The 23,603-nt window shown below is 64.2% G+C and carries 24 protein-coding genes and 1 pseudogene; 4 read left to right on the forward strand and 21 right to left on the reverse strand.

All coding sequences use genetic code 11. The annotated features are described in order from the left end of the window. Window position 1: 1 nt before the first annotated feature. Entirely contained in the window at window positions 2–670 is a 669-nt protein-coding gene (locus tag LZ012_RS00515; RefSeq protein ID WP_275706427.1) for a YiaD family glycine zipper/OmpA-like lipoprotein, read from the reverse strand. Between the two features lie 151 nt (window positions 671–821). Between LZ012_RS00515 and LZ012_RS00520 the strand changes: the two genes are divergently transcribed. Continuing rightward, a complete protein-coding gene (locus tag LZ012_RS00520) occupies window positions 822–1,241 on the forward strand; it encodes a hypothetical protein (protein ID WP_275706429.1) in 420 nt (139 codons plus the stop codon). On the opposite strand, the gene LZ012_RS00525 is transcribed toward LZ012_RS00520, so the two are convergent. The 13 genes and pseudogenes from LZ012_RS00525 to LZ012_RS00580 all read right to left on the reverse strand — a co-directional run bounded on the left by LZ012_RS00525 (window position 1,217) and on the right by LZ012_RS00580 (window position 11,284). Further along, a complete protein-coding gene (locus LZ012_RS00525; protein ID WP_338033153.1) occupies window positions 1,217–1,495 on the reverse strand; it encodes a YchJ family protein in 279 nt (92 codons plus the stop codon). The genes LZ012_RS00520 and LZ012_RS00525 overlap by 25 nt on opposite strands. Before the next feature lie 39 nt (window positions 1,496–1,534). Further along, window positions 1,535–1,597, reverse strand: a pseudogene (locus LZ012_RS19745) (SEC-C metal-binding domain-containing protein); the annotation flags it as partial. Further along, complete coding sequence (locus tag LZ012_RS00530) at window positions 1,594–2,550, reverse strand: recombination-associated protein RdgC (RefSeq protein ID WP_275706433.1); 957 nt, start codon at window positions 2,548–2,550, stop codon at window positions 1,594–1,596. The gene LZ012_RS00530 and the pseudogene LZ012_RS19745, both read right to left, overlap by 4 nt. 201 nt (window positions 2,551–2,751) lie before the next feature. Continuing rightward, window positions 2,752–3,372 carry a c-type cytochrome gene (locus tag LZ012_RS00535; RefSeq protein WP_275706435.1) on the reverse strand — a complete coding sequence of 207 codons (621 nt, stop codon included), beginning with the start codon at window positions 3,370–3,372 and terminating at the stop codon, window positions 2,752–2,754. A 63-nt stretch (window positions 3,373–3,435) separates the two neighbouring features. Beyond that, on the reverse strand, window positions 3,436–4,239 hold the full coding sequence (trmB, locus tag LZ012_RS00540; RefSeq protein ID WP_275706437.1) for a tRNA (guanosine(46)-N7)-methyltransferase TrmB: 804 nt from the start codon (window positions 4,237–4,239) through the stop codon (window positions 3,436–3,438). Next, window positions 4,236–5,018 (reverse strand): thiazole synthase, encoded by a 783-nt coding sequence (locus LZ012_RS00545; RefSeq protein WP_275706439.1) that lies wholly within the window; start codon window positions 5,016–5,018, stop codon window positions 4,236–4,238. Before LZ012_RS00545 ends, trmB begins: the two co-directional genes overlap by 4 nt. 154 nt (window positions 5,019–5,172) lie before the next feature. Beyond that, window positions 5,173–5,376 carry a sulfur carrier protein ThiS gene (gene thiS / locus LZ012_RS00550; protein WP_275706441.1) on the reverse strand — a complete coding sequence of 68 codons (204 nt, stop codon included), beginning with the start codon at window positions 5,374–5,376 and terminating at the stop codon, window positions 5,173–5,175. 4 nt (window positions 5,377–5,380) lie between these two features. After that, complete coding sequence (locus LZ012_RS00555) at window positions 5,381–6,145, reverse strand: SDR family oxidoreductase (RefSeq protein WP_275706445.1); 765 nt, start codon at window positions 6,143–6,145, stop codon at window positions 5,381–5,383. A 4-nt stretch (window positions 6,146–6,149) separates the two neighbouring features. Further along, window positions 6,150–6,794 carry a thiol:disulfide interchange protein DsbA/DsbL gene (locus LZ012_RS00560; protein WP_275706448.1) on the reverse strand — a complete coding sequence of 215 codons (645 nt, stop codon included), beginning with the start codon at window positions 6,792–6,794 and terminating at the stop codon, window positions 6,150–6,152. A gap of 9 nt (window positions 6,795–6,803) precedes the next feature. After that, a complete protein-coding gene (locus LZ012_RS00565) occupies window positions 6,804–7,424 on the reverse strand; it encodes an SPOR domain-containing protein (RefSeq protein WP_275706450.1) in 621 nt (206 codons plus the stop codon). A 9-nt stretch (window positions 7,425–7,433) separates the two neighbouring features. Further along, window positions 7,434–9,197 carry an arginine--tRNA ligase gene (gene argS / locus LZ012_RS00570; RefSeq protein WP_275706452.1) on the reverse strand — a complete coding sequence of 588 codons (1,764 nt, stop codon included), beginning with the start codon at window positions 9,195–9,197 and terminating at the stop codon, window positions 7,434–7,436. Window positions 9,198–9,248: 51 nt separating this feature from the next. Continuing rightward, window positions 9,249–9,749, reverse strand: a complete 501-nt coding sequence (locus LZ012_RS00575) for a DNA-deoxyinosine glycosylase (RefSeq protein WP_275706454.1) — start codon at window positions 9,747–9,749, stop codon at window positions 9,249–9,251. A 14-nt stretch (window positions 9,750–9,763) separates the two neighbouring features. Then, window positions 9,764–11,284, reverse strand: a complete 1,521-nt coding sequence (locus LZ012_RS00580; RefSeq protein WP_275706456.1) for a GGDEF domain-containing protein — start codon at window positions 11,282–11,284, stop codon at window positions 9,764–9,766. Between the two features lie 189 nt (window positions 11,285–11,473). Here LZ012_RS00580 and ubiB point away from each other — a divergent pair, with 189 nt between their 5' ends. Then, window positions 11,474–12,994, forward strand: coding sequence for a ubiquinone biosynthesis regulatory protein kinase UbiB (gene ubiB / locus LZ012_RS00585; protein WP_275706458.1), 1,521 nt, complete (start codon window positions 11,474–11,476; stop codon window positions 12,992–12,994). A gap of 5 nt (window positions 12,995–12,999) precedes the next feature. After that, entirely contained in the window at window positions 13,000–16,278 is a 3,279-nt protein-coding gene (locus LZ012_RS00590) for a DEAD/DEAH box helicase (RefSeq protein WP_275706460.1), read from the forward strand. A gap of 32 nt (window positions 16,279–16,310) precedes the next feature. Here the strand turns inward: LZ012_RS00590 and LZ012_RS00595 are convergent, their stop codons facing one another. Further along, window positions 16,311–16,811 (reverse strand): CinA family protein, encoded by a 501-nt coding sequence (locus LZ012_RS00595; protein ID WP_275706462.1) that lies wholly within the window; start codon window positions 16,809–16,811, stop codon window positions 16,311–16,313. A gap of 364 nt (window positions 16,812–17,175) precedes the next feature. Here LZ012_RS00595 and LZ012_RS00600 point away from each other — a divergent pair, with 364 nt between their 5' ends. Continuing rightward, on the forward strand, window positions 17,176–17,619 hold the full coding sequence (locus tag LZ012_RS00600) for a c-type cytochrome (protein WP_275706464.1): 444 nt from the start codon (window positions 17,176–17,178) through the stop codon (window positions 17,617–17,619). Window positions 17,620–17,745: 126 nt separating this feature from the next. Here the strand turns inward: LZ012_RS00600 and LZ012_RS00605 are convergent, their stop codons facing one another. The 6 genes from LZ012_RS00605 to LZ012_RS00630 all read right to left on the reverse strand — a co-directional run bounded on the left by LZ012_RS00605 (window position 17,746) and on the right by LZ012_RS00630 (window position 23,560). Beyond that, window positions 17,746–18,039, reverse strand: coding sequence for a hypothetical protein (locus LZ012_RS00605; protein ID WP_275706466.1), 294 nt, complete (start codon window positions 18,037–18,039; stop codon window positions 17,746–17,748). 135 nt (window positions 18,040–18,174) lie between these two features. Further along, window positions 18,175–20,166: a UvrD-helicase domain-containing protein gene (locus LZ012_RS00610; RefSeq protein ID WP_275706469.1), complete on the reverse strand. Its 1,992-nt coding sequence runs from the start codon at window positions 20,164–20,166 to the stop codon at window positions 18,175–18,177. 108 nt (window positions 20,167–20,274) lie between these two features. After that, entirely contained in the window at window positions 20,275–20,595 is a 321-nt protein-coding gene (locus tag LZ012_RS00615) for a hypothetical protein (RefSeq protein WP_275706471.1), read from the reverse strand. A 44-nt stretch (window positions 20,596–20,639) separates the two neighbouring features. Further along, window positions 20,640–21,326, reverse strand: coding sequence for a DUF4197 domain-containing protein (locus tag LZ012_RS00620; protein WP_275706473.1), 687 nt, complete (start codon window positions 21,324–21,326; stop codon window positions 20,640–20,642). A gap of 20 nt (window positions 21,327–21,346) precedes the next feature. Continuing rightward, window positions 21,347–22,483: a PilT/PilU family type 4a pilus ATPase gene (locus tag LZ012_RS00625; RefSeq protein WP_275706475.1), complete on the reverse strand. Its 1,137-nt coding sequence runs from the start codon at window positions 22,481–22,483 to the stop codon at window positions 21,347–21,349. Window positions 22,484–22,516: 33 nt separating this feature from the next. Next, the gene (locus tag LZ012_RS00630; RefSeq protein ID WP_275706477.1) at window positions 22,517–23,560 is read right to left on the reverse strand and encodes a type IV pilus twitching motility protein PilT; all 1,044 of its coding nucleotides are present in this window, start codon (window positions 23,558–23,560) and stop codon (window positions 22,517–22,519) included. Between the last annotated feature and the right edge of the window lie 43 nt (window positions 23,561–23,603).

Genomic DNA, 23,603 nt, shown 5'->3' on the forward strand with positions numbered 1-23,603 from the left:
GTTAAGACTTCGGCGCTTCGGCGACAAAAATCTCGACCCGCCGATTCTTCGCCCGGCCGGCCACCGTCGCGTTATCGGCCACCGGCTCATGCTCGCCGCGGCCGTCGATGCTGATCCGGTTGCCCGCCACGCCGCGCGACACCAGGTAATCGCGGGTCGCCGCCGCCCGGTTGACCGACAGCGGGTTGTTCAGCGCGTCGCTGCCGATATTGTCGGTATGGCCGACGATACGAACGGTGGTCACCGGATTCTGGTTGAGGGTCGTCGCAAAGCGGTCGAGCACCGGATGCATCGCCGGCTTGACGTCGTAGCGCCCGGAATCGAAGGACAGATCGCTCGGAATGTCGAGCTTGAGCTGGTTGTCGGCCGTCTGCGTGACGCCGATGCCGGTGCCCTGGGTCGCCTGTTCCATCGCCGCCTTCTGTTCCTGCATGTGGCGCGACCACAGGTAGCCGCCGCCGGCGCCCAGCGCGGCACCGATCGCCGCCCCGGTTGCTGCACTACGGCCCTTGTGCCCCGCCCCAGTCACCCCGCCGAGCAGGGCGCCGGCCACGGCACCGACCGCAGCCCCGGTGCCCGTCGTCCGCTGGGTCTCGTCCATATTGGCGCAACCCGCCAACTGGCCAAGCAGAAATAGTGCGGCAAGCAGGCCGCTGACACGCTGTTTCATGATTCGCTCTCCATCGCTTGGGATTGGTATTCACCCCTGAGCCATCCGGGGCAAGCGCCCGAATGCGCGGGCCGCAACTGCTGGCTGTATGATGCGAGCCTCGCCCGACAGTTCCCGCTGCGATGATCGCCACTCAGCCGCCCGTTCGTTCATGATGACCCTGCTTCGCCTGCTCGCCCTGCTCCTGGGCACTGCCCTGACCCTGGCGCCGACCGTCCTGCTCCTGCTCTCGCACGGTACGGGCCAGCTTCCTGCCGGCCGCAAGCTGTTCGATCTGCTCGCCCCGCTGCTCGTCATTGGCCTGGCTTTTGGGCTCGGCCCGCTGCTCCTCGCCCTCCCCCGCCTGGTGGCCGGCGACCGCACCCCGGCGGCGCGTCTGGTGGCGGCGCTGTTATTGCTGGTTTCGGCCGGCGGCCTGGTGTTGTCCGGCATGGGCGGCCTGGCCGGCCTGTTGCCGGCGGTGCTCGGCCTGCTCGCCGAGGGGGTGCTGTGCGCGGTATTCGTATGGCCGGCCCGGCGCTTCTCCGCACCGTTAGCGGCAGCCGATCAGGACCAGTCTCCGTCGCGGTAGTACCAGCGGCCATCTTCGCGCACGAAGCGGCTGGTTTCATGCAGGCGGTGCCCCTTGCCGGCGATGCGGTAGCGGGCGACGAATTCGACGGTGGCGTGCGTGTCGTCCGACTGAAGATGTTTCTTCACTTCCAGCCCCAGCCACTTGCTGCCGTCGGCGGCGAGGTCGAGTTCGCTGGGCCGGGTGTCCGGATGCCAGGTGGCAAGCAGGTAATTTTCCAACTTGAGGACGTAGGCGCAGTAGCGCGAACGCATCAGGGCCTCGGCGCTGAATGGGACAGCACCTTCGTGTAAAGGTGCGCAGCAGCGGCCATAGGTTTGGCCGCTGCCGCAGGGACATGGATCGCCGGCCTTCATGCTTCCCAAGGCGGCGTGGTGCTGGCACCGCCGGCGGCCGGAGCGGACTCGACGATCTCGCCGCCCAGTGCCGCAATCAATTGCGGCAGGAAGCGGGTGAGTTCGCCGGTCATCAGCGCGAAATCGGCGTCGAACTGCTCGTCGGCGTGCTCGGCGCCCTTCTCGGCTTCTTCCTTGAGCAGGTCGAGGAAAGCCAGACGCTTGATTTCCAGCTTTTCGCTCAGCACGAAGGAAATGCGGTCGTCCCAGGTCAGCGCCAGCTTGGTCGGCAGCTTGCCCGCCGCCAAGTGCGACTTGATCTCGCCGCTGACCTCGTCGCCGAGCGGGTGGCGCACGTAGCGGACCGCCGCCTTTTCCTCGCCGACCGCCTTCAGTTCGCAGTCGCGGTCGATGGTGAAGCCGTGCGGCGCGTCACCGCCGGCCAGCCAGTCGGCCATCGCCGATTGCGGCGACAGCTCGGTGTGCAGCGGGGTGAGCGGGAAGTCGTCGAGGCAATGACGCAGGTGCTCGATGACCTCCTCGGCCTTGCCCGGGCTGCCGGCGTCGACGATGAACCAGCCGTTCTGCGGGTCGATCCAGACGAAGGTCGTGCGCTTCTTGGTGAAGGCGCGCGGCATCAGTTCCTCCGTGACGCGCTCCTTCAGTTCGCGCATCGCCTTGCGGCCCGGCGCGTAGCCCTGTTCGTCGGTCAACTTGTCGGCCCGCTCGCGCACCTCGTCATTGACTACCGACGACGGCAGCAGGCGCTGCTCGATGGCCAGCGCGATCAGCCACTGGCGATTGTTCGAATAAATCAGGCCGCCATCCTTGCGCGGCGACACCCAGCCCCGCGACATCGGCTCATGGCTGGCGCAGCGGGCGAAGGTACCGCGGCCAAGCTGTTCGTCGAACTTGGCCAGGTCGATGTTCCACGGCGTCGGCAGGCGGTAGATTTGAAGATTCTTGAACCACATGGTCTTGTTTCCCAGAAAGCAGCCCAAGCGCAGATTCGCCTCGGGTCAGGGGGCGGATTTTATCAGTCACCCTCCCCCTGTGCCGGGATATGCGCACAGAAAGCGCAGGCCAGCTGCCATGAAAAAACCCCGCCGGCACCTTGCGGTCCCGACGGGGTCTGTGCTGCCCTGGCCGACCTGCTTGCCCGGTCGGCCCGCGTCTTACTTGCTGCTGGTACCGGCGCCGGTCCGGCTCACCATGTATTCGACGGCGGCCTTCATTTCGGCATCGCTCAGGTTGGCCAGGCCACCGCGGGCCGGCATGGCGTTATGCCCGCTGATGGCCGATTTAACCAAGGGATTGACCCCATTTTTCAGGCGCGGTTTCCAGTCGTTCATGTCGCCCAGTTTCGGTGCGCCGTTCTTGCCGGTGGCGTGGCATTCCTGGCAGCGCTCCTGCACCACCTGATCGCCGCTGCGCGTCTTCGGGGAGCTGTAAGCCTTGTCGGTATCGGCCGCATGGCCCGAACTGACCATGTAGCCGACGGCACGGCTCATTTCGACATCGGAAAGTGCGGCCTGACCGCCATGGGCCGGCATGTTGCGCACCCCGGTGATGGCGTTCTGCGTCAGCTTGTCCAGGCCCTTGGCGGCGCGCTGCGCCCAAGCAGCCTGGTCGCCCAGTTTGGGCGCGCCATCCTTGCCGGTAGCGTGACAGGTTGCGCATACCGTATCGACCACTTCCTTGCCCGAACGCTCCGCCGCCAGGGCAGGCGCTGATGCCAGCAACAGGATGGTCAGCGGAGCCAGGACACAAGCTTGAACAGATTTAGTGTTTTTCATGATAACCCCGGTTTTTTATGATTAATCACAAAAACATTTTAACAGGTAGGGTTATTACGCCGGCTATTTTTTCTCGAATATCACGTCCCAAACGCCGTGCCCGAGGCGCAGGCCACGGTTTTCGAACTTGGTCAGCGGCCGGTATTCCGGGCGTGGCGCGAAGCCGGCAAGTCCGGCGCTGCTGTCGGCCTCCAACGCCGCAGCGAGCGCTTCGGCTGTCGGATTGGCAACGCTGTTCTGCAGACTAGTTTCACGACCCAGTACGTCGAGCATCTGCAAGGCATAGTTTTCCCAGTCGGTAGCGCAGTGAAAATAGCCGCCCGGCTTGAGGCGCGAAGCGAGCAATTCAACGAAATGCGGCTGGATCAGCCGACGCTTCTTGTGGCGCGTCTTGTGCCACGGATCGGGGAAGAAGACATGGATGCCGGACAGCGAGCCTTCCGGCAGCATGTCGCGCACCACCTCGACGGCGTCGTGGTTGCCGATGCGCAGATTGGACAAGTTCTTCTCGGCGATCAGCTTGCACAGGGCGCCGACACCCGGCACATGGACTTCCAGGCCGAAATAGTCGCTATCCGGGTTGGCTTCGGCGATCTTGGCCGTCGTCTCGCCCATGCCGCAGCCGATTTCGAGAATCTTCGGATTGTCGCGGCCGAACACGGCGTTCAGGTCGATATTTTCCGGCCGGTAGGCGATGCCGATTTTCGGCATCATGTCGTCGAAATAGCGGTGCTGGGCGTCGGACATGCGGCCGGCACGGCGCACGAAGCTCTTGATGTGGCCGTGGCCGTCGTGCCCCTCGCGGCCCTCGATATAGACGCCGTCGTCGTGCGCGGCACTCGACTGGATCAGCGGTGCGCCACTCATGAGCCGATCAATCCGCTGGTCGGCGACGACGGGTCGGCCGAGTAGTATTTGCGCGCCATGCGGCCGGCCAGATAGGCCTCGCGACCGGCCTCGATACCCTTCTTCATGGCCGATGCCATGAGCACCGGGTCCTTGGCGTGGGCAATGGCGGTATTCATCAGCACGCCATCGCAACCCAGTTCCATGGCGATGGTGGCGTCCGACGCGGTGCCGACGCCGGCGTCGACGATGATCGGCACCTTGGCGTTGTCGATGATCAGGCGCAGGTTCCACGGATTGACGATGCCCATGCCGGAACCGATCAGCGAGGCGAGTGGCATGACCGCGACGCAGCCGATCTCTTCCAGCATCTTGCACTGGATGGGGTCGTCGGCGCAGTAGACCATGACCTGGAAACCGTCCTTGACCAGGGTTTCGGCCGCCTTCAGCGTTTCCGGCATGTTGGGGAACAGGTTGGTCGGGTCGCCCAGCACTTCGAGCTTGCAGAGCGGATGGCCGTCGAGCAGCTCGCGGGCCAGGCGCAGGGTGCGCACCGCGTCATCGGCGGTATAGCAGCCGGCGGTATTGGGCAGGATGGTGAATTGCGACGGCGGAATGGCGTCGAGCAGGTTGGGCTGGCTGGCGTCTTGGCCGATATTGACGCGGCGCACGGCGACAGTAACGATCTCGGCGCCCGAGGCGTCGATGGCGGCGCGCGTTTCGGCGAAATCTTTGTACTTGCCGGTGCCGACCAGCAAGCGGGAACGGTACGCCTTGCCGGCGATGGTCAGTTGATGCATGAAGTTTTCTCCATAGAGGCGCTGACAAAATGCAGCGCAGCGGCCCTGGCTAGGCGGGGCAACGCCCCAACGGAAGTCCCCTTGGGGGACGAAGACAGTACAACCAGTACGGCGAGGAGGCTCAACGACGCCAGGGGCATTTTGTTGGCACCTCTTAGCCGCCGCCGACGGCGACGACGATCTCAAGTTGATCGCCCGAGGCCAGGGCAGCATGGCCGTGCTGGCTCTTCGGCACGATTTCGCCATTGCGTTCGACGGCGATGCGCTTGCCGGTGTAGCCTAGCGCTTCGATCAGGCCGGCAACGGTCAGCGGGGCAGGAAACTGGCGGGCTTCGCCATTGATCTTGAGGGTAAGCATCCCGTTATTTTAGCAAGCCGCGCGGCTTCCTCGGCGCATCGGTGAACAGGCGGTCGTACAGCCAGTTGGGCAACAGCCGCAACAGTTTGGCGACGACGCCCATCGGCCACGGGATCACGGTGTAGGTCACCCCGCGCGCGATGGCCGCGGCGAAGCGCTCGGCCGCCTTGGCGACCGGCAGCAGGAAAGGCATCCGGTACGGATTGATCGCCGTCATCGGCGTCTCGATATAGCCCGGCGCGATGGTCACCACCTTGATGCCGTAGGGCCGCATTTCCAGGCGCAGGCTTTCCAGGTAGGCGATGGCCGCCGCCTTGGAAGCCGAATAGGCCTCGGCCCCGGGCAGGCCGCGGATGCCGGCCACCGAGGCGATGCCGGCCAGGCGCCGCTCGCCGCCGGCCGCCTTCATGGCCGGAATGAAGGGCGCGAAAGTCGCCGCCATGCCGTAGACGTTGATATCCATGACCCGCCGGAAGACCGCCAGGTCTTCCTCGCACTCGGTCAGCGTTCCGGCCGACACGCCGGCATTGGCGATGACGATGTGCGGAGCACCGAAACGCTGCATGAAATCGCCGGCCGCATCATGCAGGGCTGGCGCGTCGGTGACGTCGAGCGGGTAGCAGGCATGGCCGCCACCCAGGCGCGCATTCAGGTCGCGCAGGAAATCGGCGCGCCGGGCGACCAGGCCCAAGGTGGCGCCTTGCGCGGCGTAGTAAACGGCAAGCGCCTCGCCGATACCCGACGAGGCGCCCGTGATGAAGACCTTCAAGGATTTACTTCTTGGCGGTGCCCTTGCCCGACTTCTCGCTGCGCACCTTGGCGATCAGGCTGTCGGTGATGCTCAGGGTTTCGTTGAAGTCCCGGCCGCCGACCAGGTACTTGCCTTCGACCGCGAGAGCCGGCACACCCTGGATCTTGTAGGCCTGCGCCATCTGGTCGCCACGCTTGACCTTGCTCATGACGCCGAAGGAATTGAAGGTCTCGGCGAATTTCTTGGCATCGACGCCCTTCTTGACCGCCCACTCGGTGAGCGCCTTTTCTTCGAACAGGTTCTGGCGTTCGACATGGATGGCCTTGAAGACTTCGCTTTCCAGACGATGCAGGTCCCCGGTCACTTCCAGCGTGTAATAGAGCTTGGCGATCGTCGCCCAGGCGGCGCGGCCGAAGGTGATCGGCACCTTGCGGATGACGACGTCGCCCTGCTGCTTGGCCACCCAAGCGGTCAGCAAGGGGTTGAACTCGGCGCAATGCGGGCAGCCGTAGCTGAAGAACTCGATCACCTCGATCTTGCCGGCGTCTTCGGTCGGCTGGGCCGGCACGATGGGGGTGTACGGGGCATTCTGGGCGAATGCCGGCAGGGCGGCGGCGGCACCCAGGGCAATGACGGCGGCGGCAAAACTGCGACGGGAAAACTTCATGCGCTACTCCTATTTGGCGAGTTGTGCTTCGATGCCCGACTTGGCAAGCTCGGCACGCACTTTGTTCAGTTCATCGATTTTCGTGTAGGGGCCGACACGAACGCGGTAGAAGGTCTTGTCCTGGATCATCACCTGCTGGACGACGGCCTCTATACCCATAAACGCCAGTTTGGCCTTTTGGTTGTCAGCGTCCTGCGCCGTGCTGAACGAACCAGCCTGCAGGAAGAGCGGGGTCTTCGATTCCTTGACCTCTTCCTTCTTGTCGTCCTTTTTCTCTTCCTTCTTGCTCTCCGCCGGCTTGGCGTCGGGCGACGGCGCCTTGTCCGGCACGGCATCGGCCTTGCCCGGCAGGATGTCGTAGAACTGGAAGCGCTTCTCCGGCACCGGGTCGCCCGGCTTGCCGGGCAGGGCCAGCGGTTGCGTGGCCTGGCCGTTCTTGCCATTGGCTTCCGGCTTGGCTGGCGGCTGCGCCTTCTCGACGAAAGGCAGCGGCGACTTGTTGAGGTACCAGACCACCCCGGCGGCGATGCCGACCCCGAGGACGAGGCCGATGAACATGCCGACCAGCGTGCCGCCGCCGGATTTCTTCCGGGCCGGCTGGCTCTTGCGGGGTTTCATGTCGCGACTCATGGCGTTTCCTTACATCGATTCCGGGCAGCTGACGCCGAGGATGGCCATGCCATTGCGGATGGTCTGGCGCACAGAGGCGGCCAAGGCGATACGGGCGTCGCGCAGCTTCTCGTCGTCGACCAGCATGCGCTCGGCGTTGTACCAGCCGTGGAATTCGCCAGCCAGATCCTTCAGGTAGAAGGCGATCATGTGCGGCGCCAGGTCGCGGGCCGCCGTTTCGATCACTTCGCGGAACTGGGCCAGCTGGTTGGCGATGGCCAATTCGCGCGGGTTGCTGAGCAGGGCGAGGTCGGCCTCGGCCAGCGCGGACAGGTCGCCGGCCCACTGGCTGAGCACCGAGCAGACGCGGGCATGGGCGTACTGGATGTAATAGACCGGATTCTCGTTGGTCTGGCTCTTGGCCAGGTCGAGGTCGAAATCGAGGTGCTGGTCGGACTTGCGCAGGGCGTAGAAGAAGCGGCAGGCATCGTTGCCGACTTCCTTGCGCAGTTCGCGCAGGGTGACGAATTCGCCGGAGCGGGTGGACATCGAAGCCTTCTGGCCGTTGCGATAGAGCACGGCGAACTGGACCAGGGCGACCTGCAGCTTGTCGCTGTCGAGATCGAGGGCCTTGATGGCGCCGGTAACGCGCGGAATGTAGCCGTGGTGGTCGGCGCCCCAGATGTTGATGACCTTGTCGAAGCCGCGCTCGAACTTGTTCAGGTGGTAGGCGATGTCGGAGGCGAAATAGGTGTACAGGCCGTTTTCGCGCTGTACGACGCGGTCCTTCTCGTCGCCGAAGGCGGTCGATTTGAACCACTTGGCGCCGTTCTGCACGTAGATGTGGCCTTTTTCTTCGAGCAGCTTGACGCAGCGGGCGACCAGCCCGGTGTCGTAGAGCGACTTCTCGGAATACCAGACTTCGAATTCGACGCCGAATTCCTGCAGGTCGTCGCGGCAGTCGGCCAGCTGTTCGGACAGCGCATGCTGGTGCACGTAGGCCCAGTCGGCACCGAGCAGATCCTTGGCGCGGGCGATCAGCGCATCGAGATGCAGTTCGCGCTGCTGCTTGGCCTCGTCGTCGGCGCGGCCGGCCTCGGGCAGGCCCGGCGTGCCGGCAACCACCTCTTCGGCGGCGCGCACGTACTTGTCGCCGTGAGCGACCGTCATCTGCTGGGCCATGTCGCGCACATAGCCGCCCTGGTAGGCATTGGGCGGGAAAGGCAGGACCACGCCATGCTGCTCGAGGTAGCGCAGCCACGTGGACAGGCCGAGGATATCCATCTGGCGGCCGGCGTCATTAACGTAGTACTCGCGGGTCACATCCCAGCCAGCAAAGCTCAGCAGGCTGGACAGCGAGGCGCCGTAAGCGGCGCCGCGGCCGTGGCCGACGTGCAGCGGGCCGGTCGGGTTGGCCGACACGAACTCGACCTGCACCTTCTGGCTGCCACCCAGCGTCGAGCGGCCGAAATGGGCGCCCTCGGTCAGCACGGCGCGCACGACGTTGATCTTGGCGCGCGAATCGAGAGTGAAATTGATGAATCCCGCCCCCGCCACTGCCGCCTTGGTGACCAGGACCGACGCCGGCAGTTCGGCCAGCAGCTGGTTGGCGATGTCGCGCGGATTCTTCTTCAGCGCCTTGGCCAGTTGCATGGCCAGGTTAGTGGACCAATCGCCATGGGTCGGGTCACGCGGACGTTCGAGCTGGATGGGGGTATCGGTTGCGGTCGGAGCAACGCTGGCCAGAGCCTGTTGCAACAGGCTGGTCAGCTGGGATTTGACGTCGTGGGCCATTGATTCGCGGCAGAAAATGCAAAACGGCGATTATACGCTGCCACCGCCTGTTTATTTGGCGACGATTACCGACCAGGCGGCGAGTTTTTCGGCGTATGGCCGCGCCGCATGCGCCGGACTGGTCGACGGCAGACGCTGCATGTGGAGCGTCGTTCCCGGCAGCCCGGGCAGGACATGGCGGCGGAAATTCGCTTCGGCGACCCCACCGTTGAAATACACCCGCTCGACACCGGGATGGGCAGCAAAGAATCCGCCAAAGTCGTTGGCGCGCACCGAGTCCTTGACGATGGCGGCATCCAGGCTGCCGCTGCGCCGGCAATCGGCGATCACGTCCCACAGCGCGATGCCGGCAGCCTGCAGGCGGGCCAGACGGTCGGCGTAGGGCAGCGCCGGCCCGGCACCGAGCAGGTCGCCCATGATGCGCCAGAAGGCATTGCGCTGATGGGCATAGTACTGACCGGCGCGCAGCGAAGCCTCGCCCGGCATGCTGCCCAGAATGAGCACCCGCGCGTCGGGTGCGGCGACCGGCGGAAAGCTGCTAACCTGCGACATCGGCGCGTCCGGTGTTAGCCGCCCATCACCCGGTTCTTGCCGGCCCGCTTGGCGAGGTACATGGCCTGATCGGCCCGCCTGAGGGCGTCGCCGCCGGACTCTTCCGGCTCGACCTGGGCGACGCCGGCACTGAAGGTAATCAGCACCCGGTCGCTGCCGGCCATGAAAATCGCCTTGGTCAGTTCGCGCTGCAGCCGGGTGATGACTTCGATGCCGTCGCCGAGGACAGTATCCGGCATCAGGATCACGAACTCCTCGCCGCCGTAGCGGGCCAGCGTATCGCTCGGCCGGATGTGGCGGCGCGCGACGTCGGCCAGATGAATTAGCGCCCCGTCGCCGACATCGTGCCCCAGGCTGTCGTTGAGTTTCTTGAAATTATCGATGTCGAGCAGGCTGACCGACAGCGGGGTTTCCTTGCGGCGCATGCTGGAGATTTCGCGCAACAGGGCCTCGTCCAGTCCCTTGCGGTTCAGTGCGTCGGTAAGCGGATCATGGCGGGCCAGCGCGCTGGCGCTGTCGAGCTCCTGGTGTAACTGCAGCAACTCGGCCTCGGTAGCCTCGACCTTGGTCTGCAGCGACTTCAACTGCGTTCGCGACGACGCCGATTCCTCGACCATCGCGTGCGTCGCCGACAGCACCCCATCGAGCAAGACCTTCAATTCGTCGGCCGAAGTCACCTTTTCGATGTTGCGCGCGCTTTCCTCGATTTTTGCCTCGAACTCGCTGCTCGACTGGTTGATGAGCGCCAGGCTCTCGACGAATTCGGCGAGCATGTGGCGCAGCTCCTGCTGCGCCGCGACGGAGCGCACCTTGGCCCGCGCCTGCTTCTCGATGACGTCGCGCATACGCCGTTCCATCTCGTCGAGATGGCGCAAAGTCAGGGGCGGCGTGATGCTGGCCAGCAGGCCGTCAATCTGTCCTTTCAGCCAGCGGTCGTCCTCGCTCAACTCGCCGACGTTCTCGATCAGCAGATGAAGCAGGGCGAGCAGGGAATCGCGAACCTCGAGCTGCTCCTCGAGCACCGAACGGACGTGGTGGGTCAGGGTGCCCAATGCAGCCTGGATGGCCACGATTTCGACCTGCGGCTGCTTGAGCATGGTGACTAGGTCGGCCGCCATGGCGAGGGCACGCGGATTGTCGCTACCGAAAGAGGGCAGCAAGGCCTCGATGAAGCGGGCCAGGGCAAGCGCCGACGCCGGCGGCAGCACGGTCGGCACAGCGGTGCTGGCCGGTGCCGGCGCTTCGGACGCACCGCCTTGAGCAAAACCGATCAGCGCGTCGGTCACCCCTTGCCAGCTGCGCTGCCCGATCGCCGCGCCGAGCAGGTCGAGTTGGCTCTCCTGACGTTTGTTGTGAGCGACCAGGGACGATGCCAGCTGGCGTAGTGAAGCATCGGGGAACTGCGGAATATTCGGCAGATTGGCGATTTCGTTGTAGCAGGCCTGGTAATTCGCCGGCGTCGGCGGCAGGTGACGAACCGTGAGACGCCTGAGCGTTTCCCGTGCGATGTCGGTTGGATTTTTCAGTTCGCTCATGGCAGCTTGGCTAGGGTTTTCCGGGCAGCGTAAGGCCGGTAAAACAAGGTGCGTTAGTTTATCCCATTGCTATCGACGGCTGGCAAATTGTCGGCGCCGGGCGAACGCCGTCCGGCTCAAATCACCGGGCCGCAAGCCGCGTAGGCGTGTTACGATGCTCGTTTGACTTCGCCGGTCGTTTACCGCCCCATGCGCCTTTTCCGCCTGCTCAAGATCGCCTCCGTCGCCAGCCGTTTCGGCCTCGACGAAATGGTGCTCGAACACGAGCCGAGCGGCCGTCTGGTGCGCATCGCCAACGCCCTGCAGTTCTGGCGCGACCTAAGCACGCCGCGCGCCGTCCGCCTGCGCCTGGCTCTCGAAGCGCTCGGCCCCATTTTCGTCAAATTCGGCCAGGTGCTGTCCACCCGCCGCGACCTGATGCCCACCGACATCGCCGACGAGTTGGCCCGCCTGCAGGATCGCGTGCCGCCGTTCGACTCCGACTTGGCCCTGGCCGAAATCGAAAAGGCCTACGGCCGTCCGGCGCACGACGTGTTTGCCGAATTCGACCCGGTGCCGGTCGCCTCGGCGTCGATCGCCCAGGTGCACTTCGCCCGCCTGCGCGAAGAGGACGGCGGCCATGAAGTCGCCGTCAAGATCCTGCGTCCCAACATGCTGTCGGTCATCGAGCACGACCTGGCGTTGATGGACAACCTGGCCATGCTGCTCGAAAAGCTGTGGTCGGACGGCAAGCGACTGAAGCCGCGCGAGGTGGTCGCCGAATTCGCCAAGTACCTGAAGGACGAGCTGGACCTGATGCGCGAAGCGGCCAACGCCTCGCAATTGCGCCGCAATTTCACCGACTCGAAACTGCTCATCGTGCCGGAAGTGCACTGGGATTTCTGCACCTCGACCGTCATGGTCATGGAGCGCATGAAGGGCGTGCCGATCTCGCAGATCGACCGCCTGCGCAGCGAAGGTATCGACCTCAAGAAGCTGTCGGCAGCCGGTGTCGAAATCTTCTTCACCCAGGTCTTCCGCGACGGCTTCTTCCATGCCGACATGCACCCCGGCAACATCTTCGTCGCCCCGGACGGCCGCTACATCGCCCTCGACTTCGGCATCGTCGGCACGCTGACCGATTCCGACAAGAATTACCTGGCGCAGAATTTCCTCGCCTTCTTCCGCCGCGACTACAAGCGGGTCGCCGAAGCGCACATCGAATCGGGCTGGGCGCCCAAGGACACCCGCGTCGACGAATTTGAGGCCGCCATCCGCGCCGTCTGCGAACCGATCTTCGACCGCCCGCTGAAGGACATTTCCTTTGGCAAGATCCTGCTCCGCCTGTTCCAGACCTCGCGCCGCTTCAACGTCGAAATCCAGCCTCAGCTGGTCATGCTGCAGAAGACCCTGCTCAACATCGAAGGCCTCGGCCGCCAGCTCGACCCGGAACTCGACCTATGGAAGACCGCCAAGCCCTTCCTCGAGCGCTGGATGAGCGAACAGATCGGCTGGCGCGGGCTGCTCAAGACCTTCAAGCAGGAAGCGCCCTACCTGGCGCGCACCATCCCGCAACTGCCGCGCCTCGTCCATCAGGCCCTGGCCCAGCCGGCCAAGGCCGACCTGCAACCCCAGATCGAGCAACTGATTGCCGCCCAGCGGCAGCAGAATCGCTGGCTCGCCATCATCGCCCTGCTGCTCGCCCTGCTCGTCGGCGCGCTGTTCACCTAAACCCGATGGCAGTCATCACCCTGGCCACCTTTACCGAGGAGCATGTCGCCGAGTGGTTCGCCACGCGCGACATCAACAAGGCCAAGCCCTACGTCGACCTGGTACGCGACCTGACCATCAACGGCAACATGCTCAGCGCGCTCGTTCCCGGCTCGGCACCGCAGCCCTATACGGTCCAGGCCTACCTGAGCCAGGACCAGAGCGGCGAGATGGGCGTAGTCAGCCGGTGTACCTGCCCGGTTGGCCGCCACTGCAAGCACGTCGCTGCCGTGCTGCTCAAGGCCATCGAAGCGCGCACCCCGGCGGCGCAGCCCAGCGGCAGCGCCCTATCGTGGATCGAGGACCTGCGCCGCACGTCGATCGCCGTCGCCAAGAAGAAGGCGCGGCCGAGCACTGCCCGCCAGCAGCTGTTCTACATCCTGAAATGGACCGCCGACAAGCGCCAGTTCGGCATCGAGATCCGCAAGGGCAAATACCCGGAGAGTGCCGAGGAATGGTGGAAGGTAGACCGCGCTCTGGTCACTCCGCCGCAATTTGTCAGCGAAGAGGATATCGGCATCCTGCGCCTGATCTGGGCCGATCGCGGCCACGAGACCGGCCTGCGCGCCTTCGGCCTCGGCCCCGAGCGGGGCGCCGAAATCCTGCAGCGCATGGCGGCCAGCCACCGCCTGTACCCGGAAGACGACCTCGGCCTGCCGCTCAATGCCGGCGCCACCCGCCCGGCCAGCATCGGCTGGAATATCGACGGCATGGGCTTCCAGCGCCCCTACCTGAAACCACAGCCATCGGCCGAAATGATCATCGCCGTCGATCCCCCGTGGTACGTGGACCTGGCCGAGGGCGAAGTCGGCCCGCTGGAAGTGGCCGGCAACCCGGACGTGGTCAGCCGCCTGTTCTCCCTGCCCCCGCTGTCGGCCGAAGAGGCCGCCCAGGTCGCCGAGGCGCTGTCCGAACTCGCCCCCGACCTGCCGCTACCCGGCAACGATGCTGGCGCCCGCCTGCGCCAGGTCGATGCGCCGCTGATCCCCATCCTCCAGCTGGAAACCCTGCACACCCACGGCCATCGCGCTTGGCGCGGCTACCCGCAGAATTTTGGCGGCGGCGAATTCGACGTGGCCAAGGTGGTGTTCCGTTACGGCGACGCGGAAATCCGCCCCGAGGAAAAGAGCGAGTTCATCACCCTGCCGGAAGGCGAAACCATCCGCCTGCAGCGCCGCCCGGAGGCCGAAGCCAAGGCCCTGGCCGCCCTTGCCGGCAGCGGCTTGCAGAAGATTCCCGGTCACACCCTGCATACCTTCGGCAGCCCGCCGGAAGGCATCTACGGCCTGGCCGACGAGCACCACTGGGTGCCCTTCATGCAGGAAGGCGCCCTGCGCCTGAAGGAAGCCGGCTGGCAGGTCGAGTTCCCGGAAGACTTCCGCCACCACGTCATCGAGGTCGACAGCTGGGATGCCGAGCTCTACGAATCCGACAACGGCTGGTTCAACCTCGACATGGGCATCATCGTCGAAGGCGAACGCCTGCCGCTCGCCCCGCTGCTCGCCAACCTTTTCCGCAGCGACCCGCGCTGGCTGGAGTTCGCCGAGCTGGAGCGCGTCCCCGACGACGAAGGAATCGATCTCTACACCTCGCGCGGCAAGCGCCTGCGCGTCCCTGCCGGACGCATCAAGCCGCTGGCCGCAACGCTGATCGACCTGTTTGATGGTTTTTCCGGCGGCGAAGTGTTGCGCCTGTCGCGCTTCGATGCGCCGCGGCTGGCCGAACTGTCCGACCTCAGCCGCTGGCAATTCCGCGGCCAGAACGACATCATGGCGCTGGCCGAGCGCCTGCTCGCCGCCCAGGGCATTGCCGACGTCGAGCCGCCGGTCGGTTTCCGCCTCGACCTTCGCCCCTACCAGCGTGAAGGCCTGTCCTGGCTGCAATTCCTCCGCGCCAACGAACTGTCCGGCATCCTGGCCGACGACATGGGCCTGGGCAAGACGGCACAGACCCTGGCCCACCTGCTGCTGGAAAAGGAGGGCGGCCGCCTCGACAAGCCGGCGCTGATCATCCTGCCCACCTCGCTGATCTTCAACTGGAAGAACGAGGCGGCGCGCTTCGCCCCCGACCTCAAGGTGCTGTCGCTGCACGGCCCGGAGCGCAAGAGCCGCTTCCCCGAGATCGCCGAGCACGATGTAATCCTGACCACCTATCCGCTGCTCTGGCGCGACGCCGACGAACTGATGCAGCACAGCTACCATCTGCTCATCCTCGACGAGGCGCAGACGGTCAAGAACGCGCAGAGCCAGAGCGCCGAAGCTGTGCGCAAGATCGACGCGCGGCATCGCCTGTGTCTGACCGGCACGCCGCTGGAAAACCACCTCGGCGAACTGTGGAGCCAGTTCGACTTCCTGCTCCCCGGCTTCCTCGGCACCGGCAAGCAGTTCAACCGCCACTGGCGGACGCCGATCGAAAAACAGGGCGACATACCCCGCCGCAGCCTGCTCGCCCGCCGCATTCGCCCCTTCATCCTGCGTCGCAAGAAGGAAGACGTGGCGCAGGAACTGCCGCCGAAGACCATCATCGTGCGCAGCGTCGAACTCGAAGGCGCCCAGCGCGACCTCTACGAAACGGTGCGCGCCGCGATGGACGCCAAGGTGCGGGACGAAATTGCCCGCATGGGCTTCGCACGCAGCCAGATCGTCATTCTCGACGCCCTCCTGAAGCTGCGCCAGGTGTGCTGCGACCCGCGCCTGGTCAAGGCTACCTCGGCCCGCAAGGTGCCGGAGCGGGCCAAGCTCGACCTGTTGATGGCTATGCTGCCCGAACTGGTCGAAGAAGGTCGCCGGGTGCTGGTCTTCTCGCAATTCACCAGCATGCTGGCGCTGATCGAGCATGAGCTGGACAAGGCCAACATTGCCTACGTCACGCTGACCGGCGACACCAACGACCGCGAATCGCCTATCCGCCGCTTCCAGGAAGGTGAAGTGCCGATTTTCCTGATCAGCCTGAAGGCCGGCGGCGTCGGCCTCAACCTGACTGCCGCCGACACCGTCATCCACTACGACCCATGGTGGAACCCGGCCGTCGAGAACCAGGCGACCGACCGCGCCCACCGCCTGGGCCAGGACAAGCCGGTCTTCGTCTACAAGCTGATCGTCAGCGGCAGTATCGAGGAAAAGATCCTCGCCCTGCAGGAGCGCAAGGCCGAACTGGCCGCCGGCATCCTGTCGGAAGACCACCAGGTCGATATCAAGTTCGGCACCGACGACCTGGCCGCGCTGTTCGAACCGCTGCCCGACTGAGCGTCAGCCAACCCGGCAGCCCCGCCGTCCGCTCAAGCCAGGGTAGTCGCGGCGCCTATCCGCGCCAGCAATCCGTTCAGGGCATGCGCCACCGACTGCTCGCGCACGGCCGCCCGGTCGCCCGCGAAATTGCAGGTCTGCGCTTCGCAGCCGCCGTCCCGTGATGCCCAGGCGAAGCAGACTGTGCCGACCGGCTTGTCGGGGGTGCCGCCGCTCGGTCCGGCGATGCCGGTAATGGCCAGCGACCAATGAGCCCGGCTGTACGCCAGCGCGCCTTGCGCCATGGCCCGGGCAGTCGCCTCCGACACGGCACCATGACGCTCCAGCGTGGTTTCCGGAACAGCCAGCATGTCTATCTTGGCGGCATTGGAATAGGTGACGAAACCGCGATCGAACCAGGCCGAACTGCCGGCAATCGCGGTCAGCGACTGGGCAACCCAGCCGCCGGTACACGACTCGGCCGCCGCCAGCCATTCGCCGCGTTCGAGCAGCGCAAGCCCCACCCGCTCGGCAAGTTTTTCCAGTTCGTACATAGTGCTTCATCGTAGCATGCCGCTGCCGGCGAACGGCATTACCGGAGCATGGGAAGCACTTGCCATACGGATAGATCACTGCCCACAGACCGGCACATGGACTCCCGAGCCGCAATGACGGGAAAATAAATCGGGGTCGTCGTGCAGCGGCAAATGCCCTGGCAACAATCTGTTACAGAAGGCTACGAAAGGACGACAGACGAGGGGGAGGCGGAGCCCTAGAATGCAATTGTGCATTGAACCCCTCCTCTCGAAACCCCCCTTTCGAGAAATTTACACCCCGCCGCTGGCGGGGTTTTTTTTGCTCAGCTTCGTCGGGCCGTTATAATCGAGGTTTTATATCTATCGCACTGGGGTCTTCGGCATGGCTGAACAATATTCTTCCAAGGGCATGATGTGGAAAACGATCGGCGTGGCCGTAGTTCTGATCGCTATCATCTACCCGCTCACCAACAGGACTTTCACCTCGGCTGCCGACGCATCCAAGGGCACTGATGAATCCGACGTCCGCATCCAGCCGGTCGCCAAGTTCGAACTGGCCAAGGCCGAAGCTCCGGCCGCCAGCGGCCCGCGCGACGGCGCCACCATCTTCAATGCTGTCTGTGGCGCCTGCCACAACACCGGTGCTGCCGGCGCCCCGAAGATCGACGACAAGGCTGCTTGGGCACCGCGTCTGGCCCAGGGCAAGGATGCGCTGATCAAGAGCGTGACCAATGGCAAGAACGCCATGCCGCCGAAGGGTGGCGCCACGCTGTCCGACGTCGAAATCAAGAACGTCGTCGAATACGTGATGAGCAAGGCCAAGTAAGGTCTTTCCGCATCACGACGAGGGAGGCTGCGGTCTCCCTTTTTCGTGCACGCAAAAAAGGGCGCCCGGCTGGACGCCCTGTCCGGTGCGGCTTTTGGAGGGCCGCATCCGGCTTACGGCAGAAACTTACTTCATGGCCGGTTCGGTAGCAGCCGGCTTGGCTGCTTTCTTGCTGACCTTCTTCGCCTTCTTGACGTGGTGCTTGGCCACCGGCTGCGCGTCATTCTTGGTTTCCGTAGTGGCAGCGGCCAGCTTGGTGTCCGGTGCCTTCACGGCTTCGGCCGCTTTCGGGGCCTCGCTCTTGACGACGGTAGCGGTCGGTGCGGTGGCCTTGGCTTCGGCGGCGGCCGGCTTGACGTCCGCGGCGTGGGCGATACCGAAGGCAGCGGCGATGGCGATGGCGACGAGTTGCTTGAGCATGTTGATTCTCCTGAGGGTATTCGGTTGTTGATCCGGCTTTGCAAGATTGCGTGGCCTTGTACCGAATAACGCAGGCCGTCGCGGCCCGGATGTCAGCAGGAAAGTAACCCGTTGTAACGCGTTGTTACCGGGCGGTTAGCGCTTGTTTCCGGCTAGCATGGCCTTCATGGCATCGAGCCGAGCATTGCCGGTCACCTTGTCCACCGGCTTGGCATCCTTGCCGCCGGCGAAGCGCACGTCGTCGCGCCCCATTTCGTCGATGAAGCGCGACGGTTCGCAGGGGATGAATTCGCGCGCCTGCTTGCGCCGTTCGCAGTACGAAATGTGCAGAGTGCGCTGGGCGCGAGTGATGCCGACGTACATCAGGCGGCGCTCTTCCTCGATCTTGCTCGGCTCGGTCGATTCGCGATGCGGCAGGATGCCCTCCTCGACGCCGACCAGAAAGACGTGCGGATATTCCAGGCCCTTCGAGGCATGCAGGGTCGACAACTGCACGGCATCGACCTCCTCCTCGTTCTGCTTGTCGAGCATGTTGATCAGGGCAATGCTCTGGGTCAGTTCGATCAGCGTCTTGCCGTCGAGTTCGCCCTTCTTGTTGATCCAGTTGGCGAATTCGCAGACGTTGGTCCACCGCGTTTGTGCGGTGCGCTCCTCTTCGTGGTCGTAGAGGAAGGTTTCGTAGTCGATGGCCTTGAGCAGATCGGGCAGCACCAGATTGGCCGATTCGCGCCCGGCGCGTTCCTGCATGCGGTTGATGAAGTGGCCGAATTCGAGCAGCGGCTCGAGCTGACGCGGAGCAACGCGGTGCGCGAAGCCCTCCTCGAAGGCCGCCGCAAACAGGGAGATATGCCGCTCGCCGGCATAGGTCCCGAGTACCTGCAGGGTCGCCGCGCCGATCCCCCGCTTGGGCGTGGTGGCGGCGCGGATGAAGGCCGGATCGTCGTCCTCGTTGGCCAGCAGGCGCAGGTAGGCGATGATGTCCTTGATCTCGGCCTTGTCGAAGAAGGACTTGCCGCCGGACAGCAAATAGGGAATACGGTGGTCGCGCAGGTATTCCTCGAAAATCCGCGCCTGGTGGTTGGAGCGGTAGAGGATGGCGTAGTCCTTGAACTGGCTGCGGTGCTCGAAGCGGTGCGCCTGCAGCTTCATGACCACGCCCTCTGCCTCCGCGTCGTTGTCGCGGTAGGTGGTGACGCTGATCTGCTCGCCGTGGCCGTGCTCCGACCACAGTTTCTTGTCGAACAGCTTCTCGTTGTTGGCGATGACGTTGTTGGCCGCCTTCAGGATGCGCACCGTCGACCGGTAGTTCTGTTCGAGCTTGATGACCTTGAGGCTGGGGAATTCGGCCGGCAGCTTGCGCAGGTTGTCGATATCGGCGCCGCGCCAGCCGTAGATCGCCTGGTCGTCGTCGCCGACCGCCGTGAATTGGGCGCGCACCCCGGTCAGCAGCTTGAGCAGCTGGTACTGACAGGCGTTGGTATCCTGGTACTCATCGACCAGCAGGTAGCGCAGGCGGTTCTGCCACTTGTCAGCAACCTCCGGATGCTCGCTGAACAATTTGACCGGCAGGCCGATCAGGTCGTCGAAATCGACCGCCTGGTAGGCCTTCAGCGTCGCCTCGTAGCTCAGGTAGGCGTGCGCCGCCAGCTTCTGGTGCTCGTCGCGGGCCAGGTGGCGGGCCGCTTCCGGGCTGACCAGCGCATTCTTCCAGTTGGAGATCAGCGACTGCAGGATGCGCACGGTCGCCTTGTCCACCGTCCCCGCCGCCTCGCCCAGAATCCCCGCGCAATCGGCCGAATCGAAAATGGAAAAGCGCGGCTTGTAACCGAGAACCTTGGCCTCCTCGCGCAGTATGCGCACGCCGAGCGAGTGGAAGGTGGAAATCTGTAACTCGTTGGCGACGGTGCTGCCGAGCAGCTTGCCGACGCGCTCCTGCATTTCCTTGGCCGCCTTGTTGGTGAAGGTGATGGCGGCAATGTTGCGCGGCTGGAAGCCGCAATCCTGGACCAGATAGGCGATTTTCTGCGTGATCACCCGCGTTTTGCCCGAACCGGCCCCAGCGAGCACCAGCAAGGGGCCGTCAAGGTAGTGGATCGCTTCGCGTTGCTGGGGATTGAGGCCGGACATCGTTCGGAAAATGCGCGCCCGGCGATGGCCGGGTACGAGGAAAGGCGGACCTTGATTCTAACCCAGGCGCCGGACTCGGAAAATCGACCCAGCCAGTCAGATGCAGACTCAGACCGAGTCGTCGACTCCCGGCAAGAGCTGTCGGGAATAGTTGCCCGGCTTGATCAGGTCGTCGATGGCCGCACCGTGCGCGACCAGTTGCGCCGCGACCTCGCTAGCCTCATGCAGCATCTGCGCGTGGCCGGCAAATTCGGCAATGGCACCCGGGTCGATTTCGGCCAGTTCCTGGCGCAGGCTGCGCTCGCGATCGCCTTCGGTGCCCTCCATCGACTCGACGCGGCGTATGCGCTCACGCTCGCCACGACGCGCGGGGTCGATCGACTCCGGGGTCGGGCGCTGGGTGGTCGAGGCGAGGCGTTGCAGTGTCATTCGGGGGCTCCTACCCCCGATTACGTCATCCCGGGGCCAAAGCTTTAGAGCGCCCCGAAAACCTTCTTCAGCAAATCGCTGCCGGCGCCCACCGGATTGGCCCGCAGCTTCTTCTCTTCCTCGGCGATCATCAGGAACAAGCCGTCCATCGCCTTCTGGGTGACATAGCTGTCGATGTCGGCGTCTTTCTTGTCCACCAGCCCGGCGCTCGCCGCCTTGCCGGCCAGCTTGTTGTACTGGTCGGCCAGTTGCAGCTTCTGGGTTTCAGTCTTCACGATAGGCATGAACTTGGCCGTCAGCTGGTCGGTCGACGTGCGCTTGAAGTACTGGGTCACGCTGTCGTCACCGCCCGTCAGGATGCCCTTGGCGTCCTGCACGCTCATTTTCTTGATCGAATCGGTCAGCACCGGCTTGGCCACCGCCACCGCGTTCTCGGCGGCGTGGTTCATGGTTTCGACCAACTGGTCCGCCTGCTTGCCCAGGCCGAACATGCGCAGCGCCGAATCGGCCTTCTGCAGATAGCCGGGCAAAGGAATCTTCACCTTGTCGTTGCCGAGGAAGCCGCCATTCCTGCCGAGCGACGAAACTGCATAGTCGGCGCCCTTGCTCAGGGCTTCCTTGACCCCAGCCGAGGCGTCGCCCGACGAGATGGCATCGAGTGCCCCGGCGTGCGCTAGCGCTGCCGCCATGCTCATGAAAAAGACGAAAACAGTTCTCAGCAGGCGAGGCATGGCGTTCTCCTTGCAGCGGATCAAACGATATCGAGATGACCGATACCGGTGGTCAAGTCGCGGTCCTTCGACTCCTTGCCGTGCAGCTTGATCTGCAGGCGCAGGTCGTTCAGCGAGTCGGCATTGCGCAGAGCATCCTCGTAGGTGATCTTGCCGGCCTCGTAGAGGTCGAACAGCGCCTGGTCGAAGGTCTGCATGCCGAGTTCGCGCGACTTCTTCATGATTTCCTTGATCTCGTGCACCTCTCCCTTGAAGATCAGGTCGGAGATCAGCGGCGAATTGAGCATCACCTCGATCGCCGCCATCCGCCCCTTACCGTCCTTCTTGGGAATCAGGCGCTGCGAGACCATGGCGCGCAGGTTCAGCGACAGGTCCATCAACAGTTGCGAGCGGCGCTCTTCCGGGAAGAAGTTGATGATGCGGTCGATGGCCTGGTTGGAACTGTTGGCGTGCAGCGTAGCCAGCGCCAGGTGGCCGGTTTCGGCGAAGGCGATGGCGTAGTCCATGGTGTCGCGGTCGCGGATTTCGCCCATCAGGATGACGTCCGGCGCCTGACGCAGCGTGTTCTTCAGCGCCGGCCCCCAGTCGTCGGTATCGACGCCGACCTCGCGCTGCGTGACGATGCAGTTCTTGTGGTCGTGCACGTATTCGATCGGGTCCTCGATGGTGATGATGTGGCCGTACGAGTTTTCGTTGCGATAATCGACCAGCGCCGCCAGCGAGGTGGTTTTGCCGGTGCCGGTGCCACCGACGAAGATGATCAGGCCGCGCTTGGTCATCGCCAGATCCTTGAGCACCGGCGGCAATTGCAGTTCATCGAGGGTCGGGATGGTCATGTTGATCGTCCGGCAGACGACCCCGACGCGCCCCTGCTGGACCAGCGTATTGACCCGGAAACGGCCGATGCCCTGCGGCGAAATGGCGAAGTTGCATTCCTTGGTCGCTTCGAATTCGGCGGCCTGGCGGTCGTTCATGATCGAACGCGCCAGTTCGGCCGTATGTTGCGAGGTCAGCACCTGGTTCGACACCGGCGTGATTTTGCCGTCGATCTTGATCGCCGGAGGAAAGCCGGCGGTGATGAAAAGGTCGGAGCCTTTCTTCTGCGCCATCAGGCGCAGAAGATCGTGCATGAATTTCATTGCCTGATCGCGTTCCATACTTTCCCCTCGTCTGTTCTGTCAGTCCCCGGATCAAGCCGGGAAGGCATCCTTGTTGGCCGCGCGGAAACGCGCTTCGGCACTCGACACCACGTTGCGCCGCACCAGGTCGATCAGGTTCTGATCGAGCGTCTGCATGCCGAAATTCTGGCCGGTCTGAATCGCCGAATACATCTGGGCAATCTTGTTCTCGCGAATCAGGTTGCGGATGGCCGGCGTGCCGATCATGATTTCGTGCGCCGCGACCCGGCCGCTACCGTCCTTGGTCTTCAACAGGGTCTGCGAGATGACCGCACGCAGCGATTCCGACAGCATCGAGCGGACCATTTCCTTTTCCGCCGCCGGAAAGACGTCGACCACGCGGTCGATAGTCTTGGCGGCCGACGAGGTGTGCAGGGTGCCGAACACCAGGTGGCCGGTTTCGGCCGCGGTCAGCGCCAGGCGGATGGTCTCCAGGTCGCGCATTTCGCCGACCAGGATGACGTCCGGGTCTTCGCGCAGGGCCGAACGCAGGGCGTTGGCGAACGACAGCGTATGCGGCCCGACTTCGCGCTGGTTGATCAGGCACTTCTTGGCTTCATGGACGAATTCGATCGGGTCCTCGACGGTCAGGATGTGGCCGTACTCGTTCTCGTTGATGTGGTTGACCATGCCGGCCAGCGTCGTCGACTTGCCGGAACCGGTCGGCCCGGTGACCAGCACGATGCCGCGTGGATACTCGGAAATTTCCTTGAATATCTTCGGGGCGTTCAGCTCCTCCAGGGTCAGCACCTTGGACGGAATGGTCCGGAAGACGGCGCCGGCGCCGCGCTGCTGGTTGAAGGCATTGACCCGGAAACGCGCCAGATTGGGGATTTCGAAGGAGAAGTCGCATTCCAGCGTCTCTTCATACACCTTGCGCTGGCCGTCGTTCATGATGTCGTACACCATGCCGTGCACATCCTTGTGCTCCATCGCCGGCAGGTTGATGCGGCGGACGTCGCCATGGACGCGGATCATCGGCGGCAGGCCGGACGACAGGTGAAGATCGGAGGCCTTGTTCTTGACACTGAAGGCCAGCAGTTCGGTGATGTCCATGCGGATCGTCCTCGGCGCGCGATATACTTGAATTGTTGTTAAT

Source organism: Dechloromonas hankyongensis, assembly GCF_022012295.1.
Taxonomy (GTDB): Bacteria; Pseudomonadota; Gammaproteobacteria; order Burkholderiales; family Rhodocyclaceae; genus Azonexus; species Azonexus hankyongensis.